At 61.6% G+C, this 18,174-nt stretch carries 17 protein-coding genes and 2 pseudogenes; 14 read left to right on the top strand and 5 right to left on the bottom strand.

The window, feature by feature from the left end; translation table 11 throughout:
- The first annotated feature begins 488 nt into the window (after window positions 1-488).
- The 6 genes and pseudogenes from A477_RS0118970 (at window position 489) to A477_RS23810 (ending at window position 6,475) form a co-directional block, all read left to right on the top strand.
- Entirely contained in the window at window positions 489-1,829 is a 1,341-nt protein-coding gene (locus A477_RS0118970) for a ParB/RepB/Spo0J family partition protein (protein ID WP_017200466.1), read from the top strand.
- Between the two features lie 252 nt (window positions 1,830-2,081).
- Window positions 2,082-2,459 (top strand): hypothetical protein, encoded by a 378-nt coding sequence (locus tag A477_RS0118975; RefSeq protein ID WP_020372849.1) that lies wholly within the window; start codon window positions 2,082-2,084, stop codon window positions 2,457-2,459.
- Between the two features lie 454 nt (window positions 2,460-2,913).
- Window positions 2,914-4,602: a TnsB C-terminal domain-containing protein gene (locus A477_RS0118980; protein ID WP_017200468.1), complete on the top strand. Its 1,689-nt coding sequence runs from the start codon at window positions 2,914-2,916 to the stop codon at window positions 4,600-4,602.
- A gap of 2 nt (window positions 4,603-4,604) precedes the next feature.
- Window positions 4,605-5,513 carry a TniB family NTP-binding protein gene (locus A477_RS0118985; protein ID WP_026005767.1) on the top strand — a complete coding sequence of 303 codons (909 nt, stop codon included), beginning with the start codon at window positions 4,605-4,607 and terminating at the stop codon, window positions 5,511-5,513.
- Window positions 5,510-5,989, top strand: a pseudogene (locus tag A477_RS24035) (TniQ family protein); the annotation flags it as partial. The gene A477_RS0118985 and the pseudogene A477_RS24035, both read left to right, overlap by 4 nt.
- A 99-nt stretch (window positions 5,990-6,088) precedes the next feature.
- Complete coding sequence (locus tag A477_RS23810; RefSeq protein WP_017200470.1) at window positions 6,089-6,475, top strand: hypothetical protein; 387 nt, start codon at window positions 6,089-6,091, stop codon at window positions 6,473-6,475.
- Here A477_RS23810 and A477_RS22535 read toward each other — a convergent pair.
- From A477_RS22535 to A477_RS0119020, 4 genes and pseudogenes are all read right to left on the bottom strand, one after another.
- Window positions 6,456-6,854, bottom strand: a pseudogene (locus A477_RS22535) (recombinase family protein); the annotation flags it as partial. The gene A477_RS23810 and the pseudogene A477_RS22535 sit on opposite strands and share 20 nt — an antisense overlap.
- A gap of 441 nt (window positions 6,855-7,295) precedes the next feature.
- Window positions 7,296-7,712, bottom strand: a complete 417-nt coding sequence (locus tag A477_RS0119005; RefSeq protein WP_020372850.1) for a DUF7878 domain-containing protein — start codon at window positions 7,710-7,712, stop codon at window positions 7,296-7,298.
- Window positions 7,713-7,960: 248 nt separating this feature from the next.
- Window positions 7,961-8,089 (bottom strand): hypothetical protein, encoded by a 129-nt coding sequence (locus tag A477_RS23915; protein WP_286130205.1) that lies wholly within the window; start codon window positions 8,087-8,089, stop codon window positions 7,961-7,963.
- A 547-nt stretch (window positions 8,090-8,636) separates the two neighbouring features.
- Window positions 8,637-8,912, bottom strand: coding sequence for a hypothetical protein (locus tag A477_RS0119020; RefSeq protein WP_026005768.1), 276 nt, complete (start codon window positions 8,910-8,912; stop codon window positions 8,637-8,639).
- 586 nt (window positions 8,913-9,498) lie between these two features.
- Here A477_RS0119020 and A477_RS0119025 point away from each other — a divergent pair.
- From A477_RS0119025 to A477_RS0119055, 7 genes are all read left to right on the top strand, one after another.
- Window positions 9,499-9,771 (top strand): hypothetical protein, encoded by a 273-nt coding sequence (locus A477_RS0119025; protein WP_157367126.1) that lies wholly within the window; start codon window positions 9,499-9,501, stop codon window positions 9,769-9,771.
- A gap of 323 nt (window positions 9,772-10,094) precedes the next feature.
- The gene (locus A477_RS0119030; RefSeq protein ID WP_017200478.1) at window positions 10,095-10,361 is read left to right on the top strand and encodes a glutaredoxin family protein; all 267 of its coding nucleotides are present in this window, start codon (window positions 10,095-10,097) and stop codon (window positions 10,359-10,361) included.
- 4 nt (window positions 10,362-10,365) lie between these two features.
- Window positions 10,366-11,223, top strand: a complete 858-nt coding sequence (locus tag A477_RS23815) for a single-stranded DNA-binding protein (RefSeq protein ID WP_017200479.1) — start codon at window positions 10,366-10,368, stop codon at window positions 11,221-11,223.
- A gap of 5 nt (window positions 11,224-11,228) precedes the next feature.
- Window positions 11,229-11,486, top strand: coding sequence for a ParB family protein (locus A477_RS0119040; protein WP_017200480.1), 258 nt, complete (start codon window positions 11,229-11,231; stop codon window positions 11,484-11,486).
- Window positions 11,483-12,073 carry a thermonuclease family protein gene (locus tag A477_RS0119045; protein ID WP_017200481.1) on the top strand — a complete coding sequence of 197 codons (591 nt, stop codon included), beginning with the start codon at window positions 11,483-11,485 and terminating at the stop codon, window positions 12,071-12,073. Before A477_RS0119040 ends, A477_RS0119045 begins: the two co-directional genes overlap by 4 nt.
- A 40-nt stretch (window positions 12,074-12,113) precedes the next feature.
- On the top strand, window positions 12,114-12,374 hold the full coding sequence (locus A477_RS0119050) for a hypothetical protein (RefSeq protein ID WP_017200482.1): 261 nt from the start codon (window positions 12,114-12,116) through the stop codon (window positions 12,372-12,374).
- A gap of 7 nt (window positions 12,375-12,381) precedes the next feature.
- Window positions 12,382-12,864: a hypothetical protein gene (locus A477_RS0119055; RefSeq protein ID WP_026005769.1), complete on the top strand. Its 483-nt coding sequence runs from the start codon at window positions 12,382-12,384 to the stop codon at window positions 12,862-12,864.
- Here the strand turns inward: A477_RS0119055 and A477_RS0119060 are convergent.
- Entirely contained in the window at window positions 12,808-13,242 is a 435-nt protein-coding gene (locus A477_RS0119060) for a hypothetical protein (RefSeq protein WP_017200483.1), read from the bottom strand. The genes A477_RS0119055 and A477_RS0119060 overlap by 57 nt on opposite strands.
- A gap of 405 nt (window positions 13,243-13,647) precedes the next feature.
- Between A477_RS0119060 and mobF the strand changes: the two genes are divergently transcribed.
- Window positions 13,648-18,060 carry a MobF family relaxase gene (gene mobF, locus A477_RS0119065; RefSeq protein WP_017200484.1) on the top strand — a complete coding sequence of 1,471 codons (4,413 nt, stop codon included), beginning with the start codon at window positions 13,648-13,650 and terminating at the stop codon, window positions 18,058-18,060.
- Window positions 18,061-18,174 lie beyond the last annotated feature (114 nt).

An 18,174-nucleotide genomic window follows, 5' to 3' on the forward strand; every position in this document is an offset into this window, starting at 1 on the left:
TCCCGCCCAAGGGCCGGCACCACTCACCTGGTGCGTGCGGCAAGCCCGGGCCGGGATCGGCCTGGGCGGATCCCCCGCGGACCAGGAGAGAGCATGCTCGCAGGGCTCGCACCCCTTTGGGCGTCCACTCCGCTTCGCTCCGTGGCCGGCTGTTGGGCCCGGTCCCGACGTCGCAGAGCTCCGCCGTGCCCGGTCCTGTGTGTCTACGACGTTTTTTGGCTGCTGTCCTTCGGATTCTATGTGTCCGCTCCACCCCGTCTAGCCCCTCCGCAGGCTCCGGGGCCTGCGGTCCGAAAATTCTTTAGCCAGGGATCCTCGCTAGCTCGGATCCCGCAAGATTTTTCTGCCCTTGCCCAAGGGTAGACAGGCCTCCGTCGGCCACAGCTCCGCAAGCTTCGCCAGCAGCCAAAAAACAACGGGGGAGGAAAGAAAGCAGCTGGCCGGGTCACACCGCTCCCTCACCAATCCTCTGCAAAGGACACAGAACCATGAACGCAACACCCACGCTCGAACTGCTTGACCCCACCACCCTCACGGTGGACACCAACGTCCGCAAGGAAGCCGGACTCACCAAAGAGTTCGTCGCCAGCATCAAAGAACACGGCGTGCTCGTGCCCGTCGTCGCCCACCGGACCGAGGACGGAACCGTGCACGTCCTGATGGGACAGCGCCGCACCCTTGGAGCCGTTGAGGCAGGAGCGGCGACCATTCCCGTGCTCGTCGGCGCCAGCCCCGAGGAAGCGGAACGCCTCGCCACGCAGGTAGTGGAGAACGACCACCGCAGCGCACTCACCGACAGCGACCGCGCCGAAGCCTTCCACCAAATGGCACTGCTGGGAGTGAGCGCCAACGTCATCGCCCGGAAGATGGGGGCAAAGAAAGCAGTGGTGGAAACCGCGCTGAAGGTCAAAGCGAACGCCACCGCAGCCCAGGCACTGGACCAAGGCCTGACACTGGAACAGTCCGCCGTGATCGAGGAATTCGCAGACGACGCCGACGCAGTGGCCACGCTCGAAAGCCTCGCCACTGAGAACCCCGGCAACTTCGCCCACCGTGCGCAGCGGCTCCGCGACGAGCGCAAGAACAACGCCCTGCTCGCCGAAGCCTGCGCCGAGGCTGCCGCTAAAGGACTCACCGTGCTGGAACAAGACCCCAGCTACTACGACTACAAGGGACCCGCCGCCCTGATCTCCGCACTGACCACCCCCGAGGGCGAACGCCTCAGCGAGACGGACGCGGACGCGGTTTACATCGGCATCGGATACAGCGGTTTGATGACGAGGTTCGCCGTGGCTGACTGGAAGGCCCGCGGGCTGCGGAAGGACGGCAAAGCCCCGGCAGGAGGGATGACCGACGAGGAAAAGGCCGCACGACGGGAGGTCATTGAAAACAACAAAGCCATGGATTCGGCCGAGGTGGTACGCAGGGAGTTCGTCAAAACCCTGCTGGCACGCAAGGCCCTGCCAAAGAACGCCCAGAAGTTCATCGCCCACACCATTGCCCACGCCAGCTACATCCTGACCAAGGCCTTGAACAAGACCGAACTCACGGCGGAACTGCTGGGCACCGGCACCGGGTACGGCGAGTTCACGGCCTACGTGGACAAACCCACCACCAAACCCGAAACGGTCACCCTCGCCATGATGATCACCGCCTACGAGGCGAACATTGATCGCACGAGCTGGCGGACTCGAGGAAGCGACAACCGCTACTACCTTACCCAGCTCACGGCATGGGGATACGAAGCCAGCGACGTCGAAAAGATCATCATCACCGACCCCAAGACCGAGGAAACCACGGAAAGCGCGGACGAACCCGAAGCCGCCTAGACCCCTTGCCGGGCGGAACCCCCACCGCCCGGCAAGGCCCCCGGCCACTCACCACGGCGGGGCCGGGAACCTCCCAAACGTCGGGCGGTCCGCCGCCCAGGGCGAACCACAGCAGCCAATCACCAGCGACGGACCGCCGTTCAACGCCACCAAGCACACGGGAACCAAAAGCCGCGCTCCCGGCGCCCCCGGGCTACTTGTATCGGGTCACCACCGGGAAGTTTTGTCAGAGGCCACCGTTAGGCTCATCCCATGGCAGCACAGACAGGAATCACCATGAACACGCAGACAACCCCAGGGGTCACTCTCGCTGAGATCTTCCCTGGCCTGTCGCCAGTCCTTGACCAAGTGGTGATGGGGGCGTTGATCTTCTCGGCCGTTGCCACAATTTATCTGGGCATCGGATGGATGATTGCCCACTCCAGGATGGAAGACCTTGATGAGGACAACGACACTTTTCCGTTCCACATGGGCTTCGTCGCCGCCATCTCCCTGCCCCTGATCCTGATGAACAACATGCGCAGCATTACCGGCCTAATCCTCGGAGCAGCGATCGGAGCCGCCCTCGCTCTGGGCACATACCTTCTCCTGCGCCGCTACCGGGCAACACACCCGCGAACCACGCGCTGACGCGGAAGACTTCAGTCTTGTAGACTGAACCACAGATTTCCTTTTGCAGAGGGAAAAATTGAAGGGCCGGCACTTACAGTGCCGGCCCTTCACCCTTTAACCCAAATCATTAGGTTATGCGTCCACACATACGGCCAAGCCCCCCATGGTCCAAGACGTCCGCCGCCGACCCGCCATCCGCGGGGGAACAGTCCTTTCAGCCGGGACCACACACTGGGGAATCCGGACCAACCTGACACGGACACAGAACCCAACGCCCAGGGCGGCTACCAGAGAAGCCAGGGGAGTCACGTCGGACTACTACCCGCGATCTTCCTGTCATTTTCCGAAGCTGGCTGCATCAAAGCCCGTGTGAACACAGGAAGCCTTGCAGAGTACTCAAGGGCACTGGTCGGTCGGTAGTCCTCTGCAATATGGTGCTCTTGTTCGCTACTCCTGTTCAAAAGGGGAAAGCATGGAACCGGACCAGGGTCGGATCGCTGAGGATGGTCAGCTGACGATGTCGGACGCTTCGTGGGAGCAGGCGAAGAAGCGTGCTTCTGTGATCGGTTCGCTGGCGAAGCGGAGCACTATGCATCTTGCCGACGTTGACGACGCTGCTGAGGAGTTAGGTGTTTCCCGCCGCCAGATCTATGTGCTGTTGGACCGGTATCGCCAAGGCTCAGGGCTCGTGACCGACCTTGCCGTCAGGCATTCCACCGGCGGCAAGGGCGGTCACCGCCTACCTGAACCGACCGAGGCCATCATGCGCGATCTGATCCGCCGGCGGTTCCTTACCCGGCAGAAACTCTCTTTGGCAGCACTCCACCGGGAGATCGTCCGTGCCTGCGCCTCACAAGGAGTGAAGCCGCCGACAAGAAACACGGTGTCGCGGCGCATCGCGAAGCTCAACCCCGTCGACGTCATACGGCGCAGAGAAGGTAAAGACGCGGTAAGGACGCTACAAGACGCCGGCGGTGAACCACCGCCAATCCGCTCGATTTTTGACCAAGTGCAGATCGACCACACCATAATCGACGTCATCATCGTCGATGAACGTGAACGCCGGACGATTGGCCGCCCCTACTTGACTGTCGCAATTGACGTCTTTAGCAGGACGATCGTTGGTCTGGTCCTCACCCTGGAACCGCCTTCTGCGGTTTCGGTAGGGCTATGCCTTGCCAGTATCATCGGTGACAAACGTCCCTGGCTGGAGCGCCTTGGGGTGGATGTGGAATGGCCGATGAGCGGCAAACCCAAGTCCTTGTATCTGGACAACGCGACGGAATTCAAGAGCGAAGCGCTGCGTCGTGGCTGCGAGCAACACGAGATCCGTTTGTCTTACAGACCACCGGGCCAACCTCATTACGGCGGCATTGTTGAACGCGTAATCGGCACGGCCATGAGCAAAATCCACGAACTTCCGGGGACGACATTCTCCAACCCGGCTGAGCGGGGCCAGTACGACTCCGAAAAGCTCGCCGCCCTGACACTGCCGGAGTTAGAGAAGTGGCTAGTGCTGGCGGTCGCCACGTATCACGGCAGCGTTCACCAGACTCTCGGGCAGACCCCGGCCGCCAGGTGGGCTGCCGGGGTTGCCGCCGCCGGGACACCCACGACAGTCGCGAACCCGACCTCCTTCCTGGTGGACTTCCTCCCGGTCATTCACCGCACCCTGACCCGCGCCGGGTTCATCGTCGACCATGTCCGCTACTTCGCCAATGCCTTGAAACCATGGATCAGCCGGCGAGAAGAGTTGGAGCCTTTCACTATTCGGCGGGATCCACGGGACATCAGCAGGATCTGGGTTCTGGAACCTGACGGCCGCCACTACGTCGAAGTCCCGTACCAGTCGATCGCCAACCCACCCATCAGCATGTGGGAACACCGGCAAGCCCTGACTCGTCTCCGCGCGCAAGGAGCCGCCCAGGTCGACGAAGCAGCGCTATTCCGGATGATCGGGCAAATGCGCGAGGTCAGTGAGACGGCGGTGAAAACAACCAAGCGCGTCCGCAGGGAAAACGAACGCCGCAAACATGGAAACGTCTCAGACAAACCAAAACCGCAAGCCCCTAAACTCTCACCGCCACCTGATGTTCCAACAGATGCCGAACCACCGGGTGAGGTGTCCGTTCGGCCCTTTGAGCAGATTGAGGAGTGGTGACCGTGGACAAGAACGCCCCTGGAGACTTGTCCCATCTGCATCCCCTCGCCCGCGAACTAGCGACACTGTCGCCGGAGGAGCGTGTGTCCCGCATCCGCGCGGACCGGTGGATCGGATATCCAAAAGCCTTGGAAGCCGTTGAGCGGCTGGAAGTGCTCTACGACTGGCCCAAAAAACAACGCATGCCCAACCTCCTAGTAGCAGGCCCGACAAACAACGGGAAGTCCATGATCGTGGAACGGTTCCGCAGGAGACACCCACCTGTCACCGGACGGGACGGGGAAAACATCCCCGTCCTGTGCATGCAGATGCCCTCGGAACCAACAGAAATCCGGTTCTATACTGCGCTGCTCTCAGCCCTCGGTGCACCTATCCGGACCAACTTGCGTCTGCACGAGGCCGAACGGCTGGGGCTCGCATTGTTGCGTCAGGTGGGAGTCCGGATGCTGGTGATCGATGAGTTTCACAACGTCTTGGCCGGGAATGGCGAGAAACGCCGTGCGTTCTTGAACCTGCTGCGGTTTCTTGGCAACGAGCTTCGGATTCCGTTGGTCGGCGTCGGAACACGGGAGGCCTACCTCGCTATTAGATCCGATGATCAGCTCGAGAACAGGTTCGAACCGTTTATCCTGCCGCTCTGGGAGGTCGGCATGGAGACCCGGTCCTTGCTGGCCAGCTTCGCTGCCTCGTTCCCTCTGCAATATCCTTCGAAGATCGACACTGAGGACATGGCCAGGTATTTGCTCGCCCGCAGCGAAGGAACCATCGGTGAACTCGCCCACCTTTTGATGGCCGCTGCGGTCGTCGCCGTCCATACCGGTGAGGAGAGGATTAATCACCGGACCCTGACTTTGGCGGACTATAAGGGCCCCACCGAGCGACGGAGACTTTTCGAGCAACAACTCCTGTGACTTCGCGATGGCCCTTGCACCCGGCCCCGAGACCAGACGAGGCGCTTTCGTCGTGGCTCACAAGGATCGCTGTTCTTTACACTTCCACCGTTGAAGATCTCGTGGCTGACTTGGGGTTCTGGCCTGGCAGGGTCGCGGACCTGGACACCAGCCCGCCTGACCGGTTGGCCCATGAGCTCTCGGAGCGAACCGGAGTCGATGGCCACCTGATCCGAAGGATGAGCCTCAGCGGTTGGTCACCCTGGCTTCTGGACAGCACCGAACCCAACCCGCATCTGTTCATGACCTACACCCGTCAGTTCTCTGTGCTGCTCCCGGCCGGACGGCTTCGACCGCGCGAGATTAGCCATTGGTTGCCGTGGCGTCCCTCGCTGCCCAGGATGAGAGCATGCCCGCAATGCATCGCGGAGACAAACCCACCCCACCCCTACCAACTGCTGTGGCTGCTCCCAATTACCCTGAGCTGCCCTCAACATGGATGCCGTCTTGAGGCCCGTGACAGCCAGGTCGTTGATTTCCGGGACTGGCAGAGCAGACCACCGACGCCAAGGACTGTCGCGCCAGTATTGCTGGCGATGGACACCAGAACCTGGCAAGCGCTGGCCACGGGAAAGGTCGCCCTGCAGGGTGCGGACATTGATGCAGGAATCTGGTTCCACCTGCTCAGGACGATCATCGACGAACTCTGCGCCAACCTCAGCGAGTTTCAGAACGCGAGGAAGACGGTGATGACTGCATGGAACGAAGCCGGCCTTCCCTTGCGCCTGGGCCTGGCACGATGGCACACGCACGAGGATCACGTACCCACCATGCAACTGCTCGCTCTTGAAGCTGCTGCGGCGGCTATCCACCTGCTCGAAGCCAGCGCTCTTACCGGGCAGGGCCCGGACGCAGCATTCTTCCTGCCGCGCCCACCTCGCGGGGGTGCTGACGGGAGTTCAACTAAGCCCGCGGCTGGGTAAGTCCCCGTGTCCTCCTGTAGAAGGATGCCCGCGACATTCCAAGGTTCCTCGCTACCTGGGCCGCGGGTTCGCCATCACGAACCAGGCGAAGCGCGTTGTGTATTTGGCTGTCGGTGATCCTTCGGGGCCTGCCGCCTAGATTCTTACCTGCCTCACGTCGTTTGCTGACCAAATCGTTGATCCGTTCCCGCTTGATGTCATGTTTCATTTGCGCGAGAGCAGCCATGATGGTGAAGAGCATGGAGCCCATCGGTGTGGATGTGTCAACGTCGCCGCCGCCAAGATTTAGCACCCTCAACCCGGCCCCTGTGGCGCGTAGATTTTCGGCGAAGGTCAGCATGTTCTGGGTGGAGCGGCCGAGTCGGTCCAATGTCGTGACGTAGAAGTGTGTCGTGGACCGAAACGTGCTCGCCGACCCTCACGATCAATTCGCCGGCCATTCCTTCCCAGCAGGACCAGACGTGGAACTCAATGACGCCGCGCTCGTCTCGGACACTGACCTTCACGGGTGTCTCTCGTTCAAGAACAAGGCGCACCTCGTCACCGTAGAGCCAGCGGATGCTCGCTGACCCAGCGATCTCGTCCCAGGTGAGAGTTACGGTGCTACCGTCGTTCGCCCACGCCACCAGGGAGACCACCCAAGGCTGATCAGACGTCTCGATAACAACCCCAACATCACTCAGGTCTTCAAGCCTTGGAACTTCCAGCTGGGCACTCATAACCACATGCTGCCATACCAGCCCGCCACACAGATCGGGGCCAGTTGCACGTTAAAGGATCCAGCAACGGGCATTCCCTCGAGTCCGGAGAAGAACCTCACTCAACGATGAATCAACTCACTAGGGTCGAGCCCCAGCGATAAAAGGTCGAATTCGATTTGACTGATGAACTCTTTACAGCCGCTCTCAACTTCCGCCCAATCGAGTGGATTGCTGACCACATCGGGGCTGAATACTGACTCCACCAGCCAGCCTGACGACCCACGTGTTAGGGAAACCGCGCCAACTTCTTCAAAGGACATCGAGTCAAACATGAAGTCACCTCGGTTCGCGTCGTTGAGCCAGAGAAGCAAGCTGCGAGCGAGTTCGACTACGGGAAAGGCTAGCTCTCGATAGAGCAGTGCAGGCCCTTCCGAGACAGTGAGTTCGGCATCAAGACCGACCAAGTAGTCAGCTTGGCTCGTCCCTCTGATGTTGTCAGAGTCTAAGTTCGCGTAGGAAAGTCTCATAGTTGCCATCTCACCACCAACCCTCGGTGCTCTGCCCGCAGTTCACTCGCACAGTAGACGTCCGAGGATTCAGCGCGCAAGAAGTCCAGACCTTTCTATCGCCCGGTGAAGGATCGGCTTACGGGCGCATGATCAGGCATGTTTCATGTGGCAACTAGTGTAATTTCAGCTAAGGATCAGCGGCCGTGAGTTTGGTCCTTCAATCAAAGGATGGATGCCATGCGTGTATGCCAGCACCACACCACCTTGCCCAGGCGTCACTTCGGAAGATATACCTCGTTGACCAGACTCTGGTTAACCCAAGCAGCGAATTTGACCGCAGCAGCGAAGAAGTACGGTGAAGAGTAGTTCGTGGGCCAGCTGGTGGCGATCACGAACTTGCGCACGCCGTCTACTGTGGCTGGGCGTTCTGGTTGGAGCCGCGGTAGCACTGGCAGCGCGCGTGTACTACTTCTTTACCGAGTTCAATCTGGCCTATTTGCAGTGGGCACTGATGTCCTTCGTCTTTTTAGAGATTCCTGTAGGAGCTCTAGCCGGCATAGTGATTGGCGGGCTGGTCCTTTGGTGCCACCGAGCCCTCCCCGAACGGGTGCCCCTTATGGTGCGTGTGACTGCCATGGGTCTGATGGCTTGGGCGTCATCAGGCGTATTCGTGGCTTTGTATATAACCCACATAGTTGTGGGTTTCGACCCGTGGTTGTTTGGCATGGTACTGGGATTGATCATAGGCCTCACATTTGCTGTGGTCACCTATCGACATCCCCCATTCCAGGACCAGAAACCCAACGTCACGCTATAGAACGCCAGATCTCACCATCGGAGGGTACGACCACCCTGGCCGCACGTAGGCTGGTGGCCTAACGGACGTCCCAAGTGCCCGTCTAGGGATCGGCTTACGCGCAGTCATTGAGGCTGGACTCGAAGGCTAGGGCGCTAGTCGCGCGTCTGCCAAGCCTGGCTAAATTCAGCTTCCGAGATAGCCCATGGTTGCCAGTCTTCGGCTCGGATTTGCGTCTGGCTGAGTTGACCATACCTGTCCTCCGCATGCTCCGGTCCGTAGCGCAGGGTCGGGCCAGCCTCATATATCTCGATCTGGCGAATTGGCCAACCGTCATCGCCGACCTCGAAGTAGTAGGTAGCAGACCCCCAGGAAGCATGCTCGTCACCGCGAGACTCACTCCACTGCCGCCGAAAGTAGTCAGTCGTCATGACAGCAGTCTGCCCGGTCGCGGTGCCGCTCGTAGGCAGGACCACCAACCTTGTGCAGATTCTTGATTAGTGACCATGCCGCCCGGTAAAGGATCCTCATAGGGCGGTTGTTTCCAGCTGGACCTGTTATAGGCTGCGGTTATGTCGGAGCTAGAGGGTCAAAGGCGTCTCCAGCCGCGAATGACGCGCGGCAGTTGGCGTCTCTCCGTATGGTCATCAGGTCTCATGGTTCTCTGTTTCTCTCCTTTGGCCTTTACAAAGTTCGGTGGCAGTAATGGCTGGGACGCCGGAGCGGCATGGATCTTTTCTCTGGCCGTACTCGCCAATGCCGTCTGGTTCTTGTATCTTCTCCGCGTCCGGCGCAACGATGCCCCTTTCTGGAGCGAGGAAGAAGCTCGGAGAGCCGAATTTGACCGTCGGGGTAGGGAACTGTAGTTGATCCGGGCAGGCGGGGCGTTGACAGCAACCGTGCGCGTGAGTGTCCGGTAAAGGATCCTCTATCGGACGTGGTTCGGCTACTCAGTACGTGCCTGTTTGAGCAAGAAACGTGGACAGCTCGGGACGTGCCGCCGTTAGTCTGGCTTTCATGGAAACGTCACACCCTGACCCCCGAGATGCGGACTTAGTCCACCTCCTAAATGCTCGTGACGGCATCGGAACCTTGGTGGACGTAGAGGACGGGGACACTTTCACGGTTTTCAACATCGCTTGGGGATACGACCTTGGCGATGAATACGCGCATATAACAACTAACGCGAGCCCGTTCGTGGTCGGCCAGCCGATCGATTTCTTCTTCACCGACAAGGTCGCCAAGGTCCGAGACGCTTCGACGGGGAGAGTCCTGTACTCCCGGCGTTGAATAGGGCTTGTTCTCTCCAGATTCCCACCGGCATGGCGGCCGGTAGGAAAAATCAGGGCTGGCGCCCGCTAAGGGATCCGCTTACGTACACTCAACCGCAGTGCAGACCACTTCTGACATTCAGTGCAGTCAGCTTCTGAAAATGACACTTCCAAAACACGCCACGCGCGATAATCACCAGAAAAACCACTACAAAATACTGAGCAAAAACCCCTAGAAATAGAGGCAAAACCCTTTTAATCCGAGTGGATAAACGCTAGAATAGTAGTAGCAAGTTAGCCAGACGAACCGAACTAAAATTGATACGAAACGCAGGACTGAAAATGACTTCCTCAATCACCGATTACACGGTTTACACCAAGCCCGGTTGCCCGAACTGCGACCGCACCATGGAGTACTTCGACTCCAAAGGCATCACCTACAAACCCGTGGACATCACCGAAGTGCCGGCAGCGCTGGAGTACATCACCCAGGAGCTCGGCTACTCCCAGGCGCCCGTCATCGTGAACAACTCCGATGACCAGGACCACTGGTCCGGCCTCCGCCAGGACAAACTCGTCCAAGCCGCCATGAGCCACAGGGCAGCGTGAGAACATGAGCACCCCGCACCCCGTGGACGGGTTCAAGATCACCCCGCGCATCCCATTGGAAGTGGACCTGTTCCGGGAGACCACCCCCAGCGGCAGGGTCTACCCCGACGCGAAGGAAGAACCCTTCGCCGGCTACTACGGCATCCCTCCCAGCATCGAGGACGACCGCTACCTTGCCGCAATCAGCAGGGCACCCATCGGGGCCGGTGGTCTGTGGGATGAACACACCGCAGACCAGCACCAACCCAACGACCTCACCCACGATGCACCGGGTGGGACCGAACCTCAGAACGAAACCAGCACACACACCGAGAACACCACCAGCACACGAGGAAAAGGAACCATCATGGCCGGCGAAACCACCATTACAGTCATTGGAAACCTGACATCGGACCCTGAGCTGCGTTTCACCCCGTCGGGATCCGCGGTAGCGAACTTCACGATCGCTTCGACGCCCAGGACCTTCGATCGTCAGTCGAACGAGTGGAAGGACGGGGAGACCCTTTTCCTCCGCGCCAGTGTGTGGCGGGAAGCAGCTGAGAACGTCGCCGAGTCCCTGACCAAGGGCATGCGCGTCATCGTTTCGGGCCGGTTGAAGTCCCGGTCCTATGAAACCAAAGAAGGCGAGAAGCGCACCGTCATCGAACTCGAGGTAGACGAGATCGGCCCCTCACTGCGTTACGCGAACGCGAAAGTGAACCGCACCCAGCGCAACAACAACCAGGGCGCAGGAAACGGCGGAGGTTTCGGTAACCACGGCGCCGGCGCTCAGGCAACTCAGCAGGACGACCCATGGGCCGCAAACTCGTCAGCCAGCGCCGGTTCCTGGGGCAACGGCCCCGACTCCGAACCCCCGTTCTAAAACCCATGAAGCCGAGTGAGAAGAAGGGGCCCTACTTCACTGAAGCGGACCTGCAGCAGATCCGGGCAGCGGTCCAAGCCGTCGGGAAGCTAGAGGGGTATGTGTCCATTTCTGACTTCGTTGAAGCAGCTGCACGCCGTGAGCTCCGGCGGTTGCAGCGCAAGTACAACGACGGCCGGAAATGGCCGGGTGTTGAAGCCGGTGAACTCCGCCCAGGGCGACGCACCCGCGCCGAAACAGCAGCAAGGGAGGACCACCCATGACCAGCACCCAGCACAGGGGTCGGCTGCTTCTCGGAAGCGTTCTGGCCGTTCTTGCCCTGGCCGGTTGCACGGCCCAGGGAGGACCGCTGACTGTTCCTGCCGGCAGCCATGCACCGTTGCATGAAGTCCCGTGTGACGCGACGGGCACGGCGGCGCGGCCTCCGGCGCTTCAAGCCACAGCCAGCGGCCCCTATGCCGTGGAGACTGTTGTGGATGGTGACACTATCCGGATCAGCTGCAACGGCACCAGCACCCGCGTCAGATTCGTTGGCATCAACGCCCCGGAAAGCGTCAAAGACGACGCACCGGTGGAGTGCGGAGGACCGGAAGCGTCCACCTTCCTGCACTCACTCCTGGACGGACAACATGTGTTCCTCTCGGCGGATCCCGGCCAAGGGGTGCGGGACAAGTACGACAGGATTCTTGCCTACGTCTGGACCGCCGATGGCGCCCTGGCCAACCGGGCGATCCTTGAACACGGCCACGCCGAAGCGACCGGCTACGGCAAGCCCTTCGCCTACAGCGGCGACTTCACCGCGGCCGCCGACCACGCCCAGAACAGCAAGGCGGGCCGATGGAGTTGCTGAACCCACCGCCCACGCATCAGCCCAACGTTAGGGGAACACCATGGCTGTCGTTCTGATCTTCTTCGCAGCGTTCGCCGCTGTCGCCCTGGGCGGCTGGATCATCTACGCACTCACGCACCCGGTAGCCGCCGGCCAAGGCATCCTCATCTTCCTCTGCAAAGCCGCTGGCGTGATTGCGTTGATCACAGCCGTGGTGGCCTGGCTCGGTCAGAGCCTGCTCCAGGCATTACCGCCGGCCCTGTTCATGGTCGCCTTCTTCTTCGCCGCGAACCGGCTGGAACGCCGCTGGCGTCGCTGGTGAATCTGTCATGTCCATGACGCGGGACGAGGCTCGCTTTTGGGCCAAGGTCATCAAAGGACCCCGGGAGAATGACTGCTGGCTCTGGACCGGGGCGGTGGCTGATGACGGTTACGGCCGGTACTGGATCAAGACCGCCACGGGGCAGCAGGCCGTCCGTCCACAGCGCTTCGCCCATCTGTTGCTGACCGGTGAACAACTGGACCCTGATACCAAGCTTCTGCATTCGTGCGATATCCCGATTTGTGTCCGCGCGACGGGCGGACCTGACAGTCATCTGCTTCCTGGCACACAGGCAGAGAACCTGATTGACCGGTCACAAAAGAGACGCCACGCCAACGCCCATTCGTGGCGTTGGCGTGGCGTCGGCCGCGCGAACTTCGCCGCTCAGTCGCGGCAGCTGCGTGATGCGCTCAAAGAGCACGGGTGGGATGAGTCAGTGATCCGACCCCTCATGTCCGGACACGACCCCGACGCTCCCACTCTCTTCTGATTTCTGGGCCTCGACTGTTTCTGTATCAGCGTCGGCCTCTGCCTTCTTCGGTGTGGCCACGTCAATACTGCGGACGTAGGAAACGCTGACGTCCAAGAGCTCTGCAATGCCCTGCCTGGTCTCACCGGTGGCGAGCATCTTCCGAACGGTTTCCTTCGCGTCGTCAACTGCGGCGGCCGCGTTCTTCTTCGCCGTGGCGATCAGTTCGGCTGCCTGCCGTTCGGCTTCTTCAACTCCCGCTTCGGCCATCATGGTGGCGGCGTGGTAGTCGGTGGCCAGCGACTGAAGCGTCGCTTCGCGTTCGCGCCGTTTCGCGGCCAGTTCCTCGGTCTTGCGGCGTGCCTGAACGATCATCGTGTTGCGTGTCTTGCCAGCCATCACGGCCCCCTTTGGTGTGGTCGGTTTTCTGTCTCCGGTCCCCATTCTTGCAGAAGGCCCTCGGTGAACCGGAAACCTAACGGTTACAGAAGCCCACGCGTGTTCATTCCGGACGGACGGCGGGGCCGACGGGGGCGGTCCGTGGTCGCAGGCAGGGGTTAGACACAGCTTGCCCTGGTCAGGCATGGAACCTCAGTTGTTTGTCGAGCTGTGCATAACCCCTGCATGCGAGTATCAACAATCAAAGCCTTCGCTTTTCATATGGATACTCGCATCAATCCTGATGAACTGAATTTGGCGTTTTTCGAACCGATACTCGCTAGCTCGCATCACGCTCAAAACGCCAAATTCAGTTACACCTCTTGCATTTCGAATAAACGAGGCCGATTCCGCTAGAGTCGGGTCATGATGTCGCTGCACGTTCTCAGTGCTGGCACCGGCTACCTGTACTACACACAGGAGACCGCCAGCGGTGATGAGCTGCGCGCAGGCGACCGCCAATTGGGCGATTACTACGCCGTACAGGGCCTTCCGCCGGGGCAGTGGCTCGGACGCGGAGCCGAAGCCCTCGGCGTGTCCGGGAACGTCACCGAAGCCCAAATGGCCAACCTCTTCGGGCAGGGCCGACACCCGGAATACGAGGCTATTCTCGCCGCGAAACTCGCTGATGGTCTGCCCGCCAAAGCGGCCGAAAAAGCTGCCCAGGCCGAGGCTGAACTAGGACGCCGTTACTACGACTATGGCCCCAAAGACAACGCCCTGGCACAGGCCATCAGCGTCCGCGAGAGCGACTTTGAACGCATGCAGGGCCGCAAACCCACGGCAGCCGAACGGCACCGCATCCGGGCCACTGCAGGGGCTGTGATGTTCCGTGAGGGCCACGGACGCCCACCCGCGTCCAAGGAAGAACTGGGCAAGTACATCACCGCGCAGCTGCGTCCCCAGCAGAACGCAGTGGCCGGTTATGACCTGACCTTTACCCCGGTCAAAAGCATCTCCGTGCTGTGGGCGCTCGGTGACGCAGACACCCGCCGTCTTGTCGAGGAAGCCCACCAAGCAGCGTTGAAGCAGTCGGTGGAGTATCTGGAAACCCACGCCCTGGCCACCCGGTTGGGCACCAATGGCATCGCGCAAACCTCCGTCAAAGGCGGACTAACGGCGACGGCGTTCCGGCACCACGATTCCCGCCTGGGGGATCCGAACCTGCACACCCACCTTGTGGTCTCCAACAAGGTCCAGGACCTGCAAGGGAACTGGAAGACCATCGACGGCAAGCTCCTGCACCGCTCGGCTGTGGCCGTCTCTGAGCACTACAACACCCGGATCCAGGCGTACCTTGAAGAGAACGGGGTGGAGTTCGAAGCCCGCACCGTCAATGGGTCAAAGCAGCCCGTCATGGAAGTAGCCTCCGTCCCCCGGGAGCTGAACGCGTTGTTCTCCAAGCGCAGCGCAGGGATCCGTTCGAGCCTGACCGACCTACGCCAGGCGTACGAGGAACAGCACGGCCACCGCCCCGACCAGGCCGCCCTGATCAAGCTCGCACAAGCCGCAACGCTGGACACGAGGCCCGACAAGGAGAAGCCCCGGACCCTCTCTGAACAAGCCAAAGCATGGCGGCAGGAAGCCGGAACCCTGTTCACGGACAAGGACCTCAAACGCATCACCGGTGCCCGGTCCCGGGCACTCCGACCCGCGGAGACCGAGATCGATATTGACGCCGTTGCACGTCAGGTCGTCACCGCTGTTTCGGACAAGCGCTCCACCTGGACAGCGCAGAACGTCATGGCCGAAGCCAACCGATGGGCACGCGAATACGCCGTCGATCACGGACCGGTCCCGGCAGGCACCGTGGAACAAGTGGTCTCCCACAGCCTGAGCACCGTCTCGGTGCGCATCACCCCGGATCAGGTTCATGGCCGGTTCGAAGCACTCACGAGGAATGCCGAAACAGCTGACTTCAACCACCGCACCGACACCCGGTACACCTCCACGAAGATCCTCGAAGACGAAAACCTGCTGCTGCGTTCAGGGAAGAAGGACGTCATCCCGGCAGCAGCCATGCAGGACTTCGACGCCGCCGTGGACGCCTACAACCTCGCCGTGGCCACCGGGGAAAAGTCCCATCCGCTGGATGCCGGACAGATCGAACTGGCCCGCGAATTCGCCACGTCATCGAAGCTCCTGGCCGTGGGCATCGGGGCCGCCGGTACCGGCAAGTCCAGCTCCATGGGCTTGGTCCGCGCCGCGATCACCCACGCCGGTGGGAGGGTCATCGGCCTTGCCCCGTCCGCCGTGGCGGCAGCGAACCTGGGCGAACAGCTAGGCATCACCGCGGCGACAACGGACAAGTTCCTGCTCAGCCCCAACGAGGCTTTCAAAGTCACACCCGGAACCCTTGTGATCGTTGATGAGGCCGGAATGCAGGGCACCGGCAAACTGGCCGACGTCGTGCGGGCAGTGGAAGCCGGCGGCGGACTCGTCCGGCTCATTGGTGATGACCGGCAGCTGTCCGCCGTCCAGGCCGGCGGTGCGCTGCGGTTGCTGATCAACGAAGTTGGCGCGACGGAACTGGAGACGATTCACCGGTTCCACAGCCCCGAAGAAGCAGAAGCCTCCCTGCTCCTGCGCACACCCACCGAGCACGAAGCTGACCCGTTCGCTTGGTACAAGGACAACGGACGGGTGCAGGCCGGAAGCATCGAAACCGTTGAAGGCCTGGCGTTCGGTTTGTGGCAGAGCCTCCTGAACCAGGGCGACGCCGCGGTGATGATGGCCCCGACCAACGAAAGCTCCCAACGGCTCTCCGAACGTGCCCAGGCCTACCGGATCGAGACCGGAGAAGTCTCCGGCGCCGGGGCTTCCGTGCAGCTGCGCGACGGCTCCCACGCGTGGGCAGGGGACCACGTGGTGACCCGCCTGAACGACTCCCAGCTGAAGATCAAAAGGGGCCGGGACGTCGTGAAGAACGGCGACCTCTGGAACGTCGAACAAGCCCACGAGGACGGTTCCCTGTCGGTGGCCCACCTTGAGCATGGCGGGACGATCCGGCTCCCCGCCGGGTACGTTTCAGAGCACGTCCACCTCGGATATGCCCTGACCACCCACCGCGCCCAGGGCATGACAAAAGATGCCGGTATCCCGATCCTCGATGCCTCCACCACCCGGGAGAACGCCTACGTCGCCGCAACACGTGGCCGGGATGAGAACGTGCTGTTCGTCGCCGTCGAGGAAGGCCAAGACCGCGACAGTGTTCTCGCCGCTATCGCCGGGAACCACAGCCAGGATTCCTCCGCGCACGAGGCCATGGCCACCGAATACGAACGCATCAACTCGCCCCTGACCCTGGCCGATCAGTACCGCTACGTCACCGAAGAAGCCAACACCCTGCGCATGGCCGCCATGGTGAGGGAGATCCTCGGGCCGGACGCTGAGAAGTTCATCACCGCCGAATCCTGGGGAGCGGTGGCCACCCATTTGGTCAAGGCCGAACAGGGCGGTTGGGACCCTGCCGGGTTGCTGCGCACCGCAGCCGGCCAGCGCGAATTCCAGACAGCGGATGACCTCTCCGCCGTGCTCGCTTGGCGCGTGGAAAAGATCATGGACAAAGCCCCCGAGCTGATCGCCCAAGCCGGGGAACGGCCCCTCCAGGGACTGACCGACGAGCAATTGGCGAGCATCCGTGCAGAAGCCGGAGCCGGTGCCCGGGCCGCCCGGGAAGCAGCTGCAGTCCACGGACCGAAACCAGCTGACCACTGGACCAACCGCCGGCACGGCAAGCTCACGGACGCCGAGCTTGAACGCCGGATCTTCACCACCCGGTTCACCGCACGGGAAACCTCGTCCATCAACGACCCGGCCCAGGCCCGCCGCGCCCACCAGCAGCTGCGCGCGCTCCAGGAAGAACACCGGATCCGCAACCAGCAGCTCAAAGAATCCCAGCGCATGGCCGAAACCGCCGAACGCGGGAGCCGCAGCGCCTACGGAAAGAACCCCGCCGGCGGCGCCAACACCCAACGCGCCTGGGGACACGAAACCATCGCCGCCCGCGCCCGCGCTGAGGAACGCCTCCGCACCCTCACACCACGCCCCGCCGCGCCGGTACAGGCTCCCGACCGCTTGCCGGAATGGGTCGCACCGTCACGCGCGGCAGCGAGCCCGTACCTGCCCCAGCCATGGAAGGAAGAACTCGCAGCCCGCCGCGAAGTCCTCGCCGCGAGGTTCGACGAACGCGGCCACCTACTGGCGGCCACACCACCGGAATGGGCACAGAAACTCGGACCCGTCCCCGCAAGCCCTGACGCCGCGCAACAATGGCGCGACACCGCTGCAAGCATCGAAATGTTCCGTGCCCGCTACAACGTTCCCGAAACGGAAGCCACACCAGTGCCAGAACGGTTCAGAAACGAAGAGATCGGCCAACAACTCCACGACCAGGCAGTGACCGTCTCCAAACGCTCACACGCCCTATCCGAACACACCACCGACCACGACAGGACGCTGGACGCTCTGCGCGCGGTAGAGCGCAGCAAGGACACACACGCCGCTGAGTCCCCCGGGCAGCGAGCCACCGATGCGGACCGGGCAGCTAACGCTCAGGAGCCCGCAGCGATCACCCCGCCTCAGACCGATAAGCCACGCCTCCGCAGCCGTTTGGAGAAGATCACAGCCGAACGGAACGCTGCACGGCTCGCGGCTCAGCAGGAGTCACAGCCGCAAACCGAGGAAACGGCCGAGCAGAAAGAAGCCGTCAAGCAGCAGGCCGAGCGTGCAGCTGCCCAGGCCCGCCAAAACCAGCAAGACCAAGGACGTGAACTCTAGCCGCAGGCATCGCAGTCCAACTGCCGCGGTGGCGGGACGTACGCATGATGGTCGAGTGTCCTCACAGGCAACCTCAAGCTTTGCTGGGCATACTGCGAACGAAGCTTCGGTCAA

The organism is Arthrobacter sp. M2012083 (assembly GCF_000281065.1).
Taxonomy (GTDB): domain Bacteria; phylum Actinomycetota; class Actinomycetes; order Actinomycetales; family Micrococcaceae; genus Arthrobacter.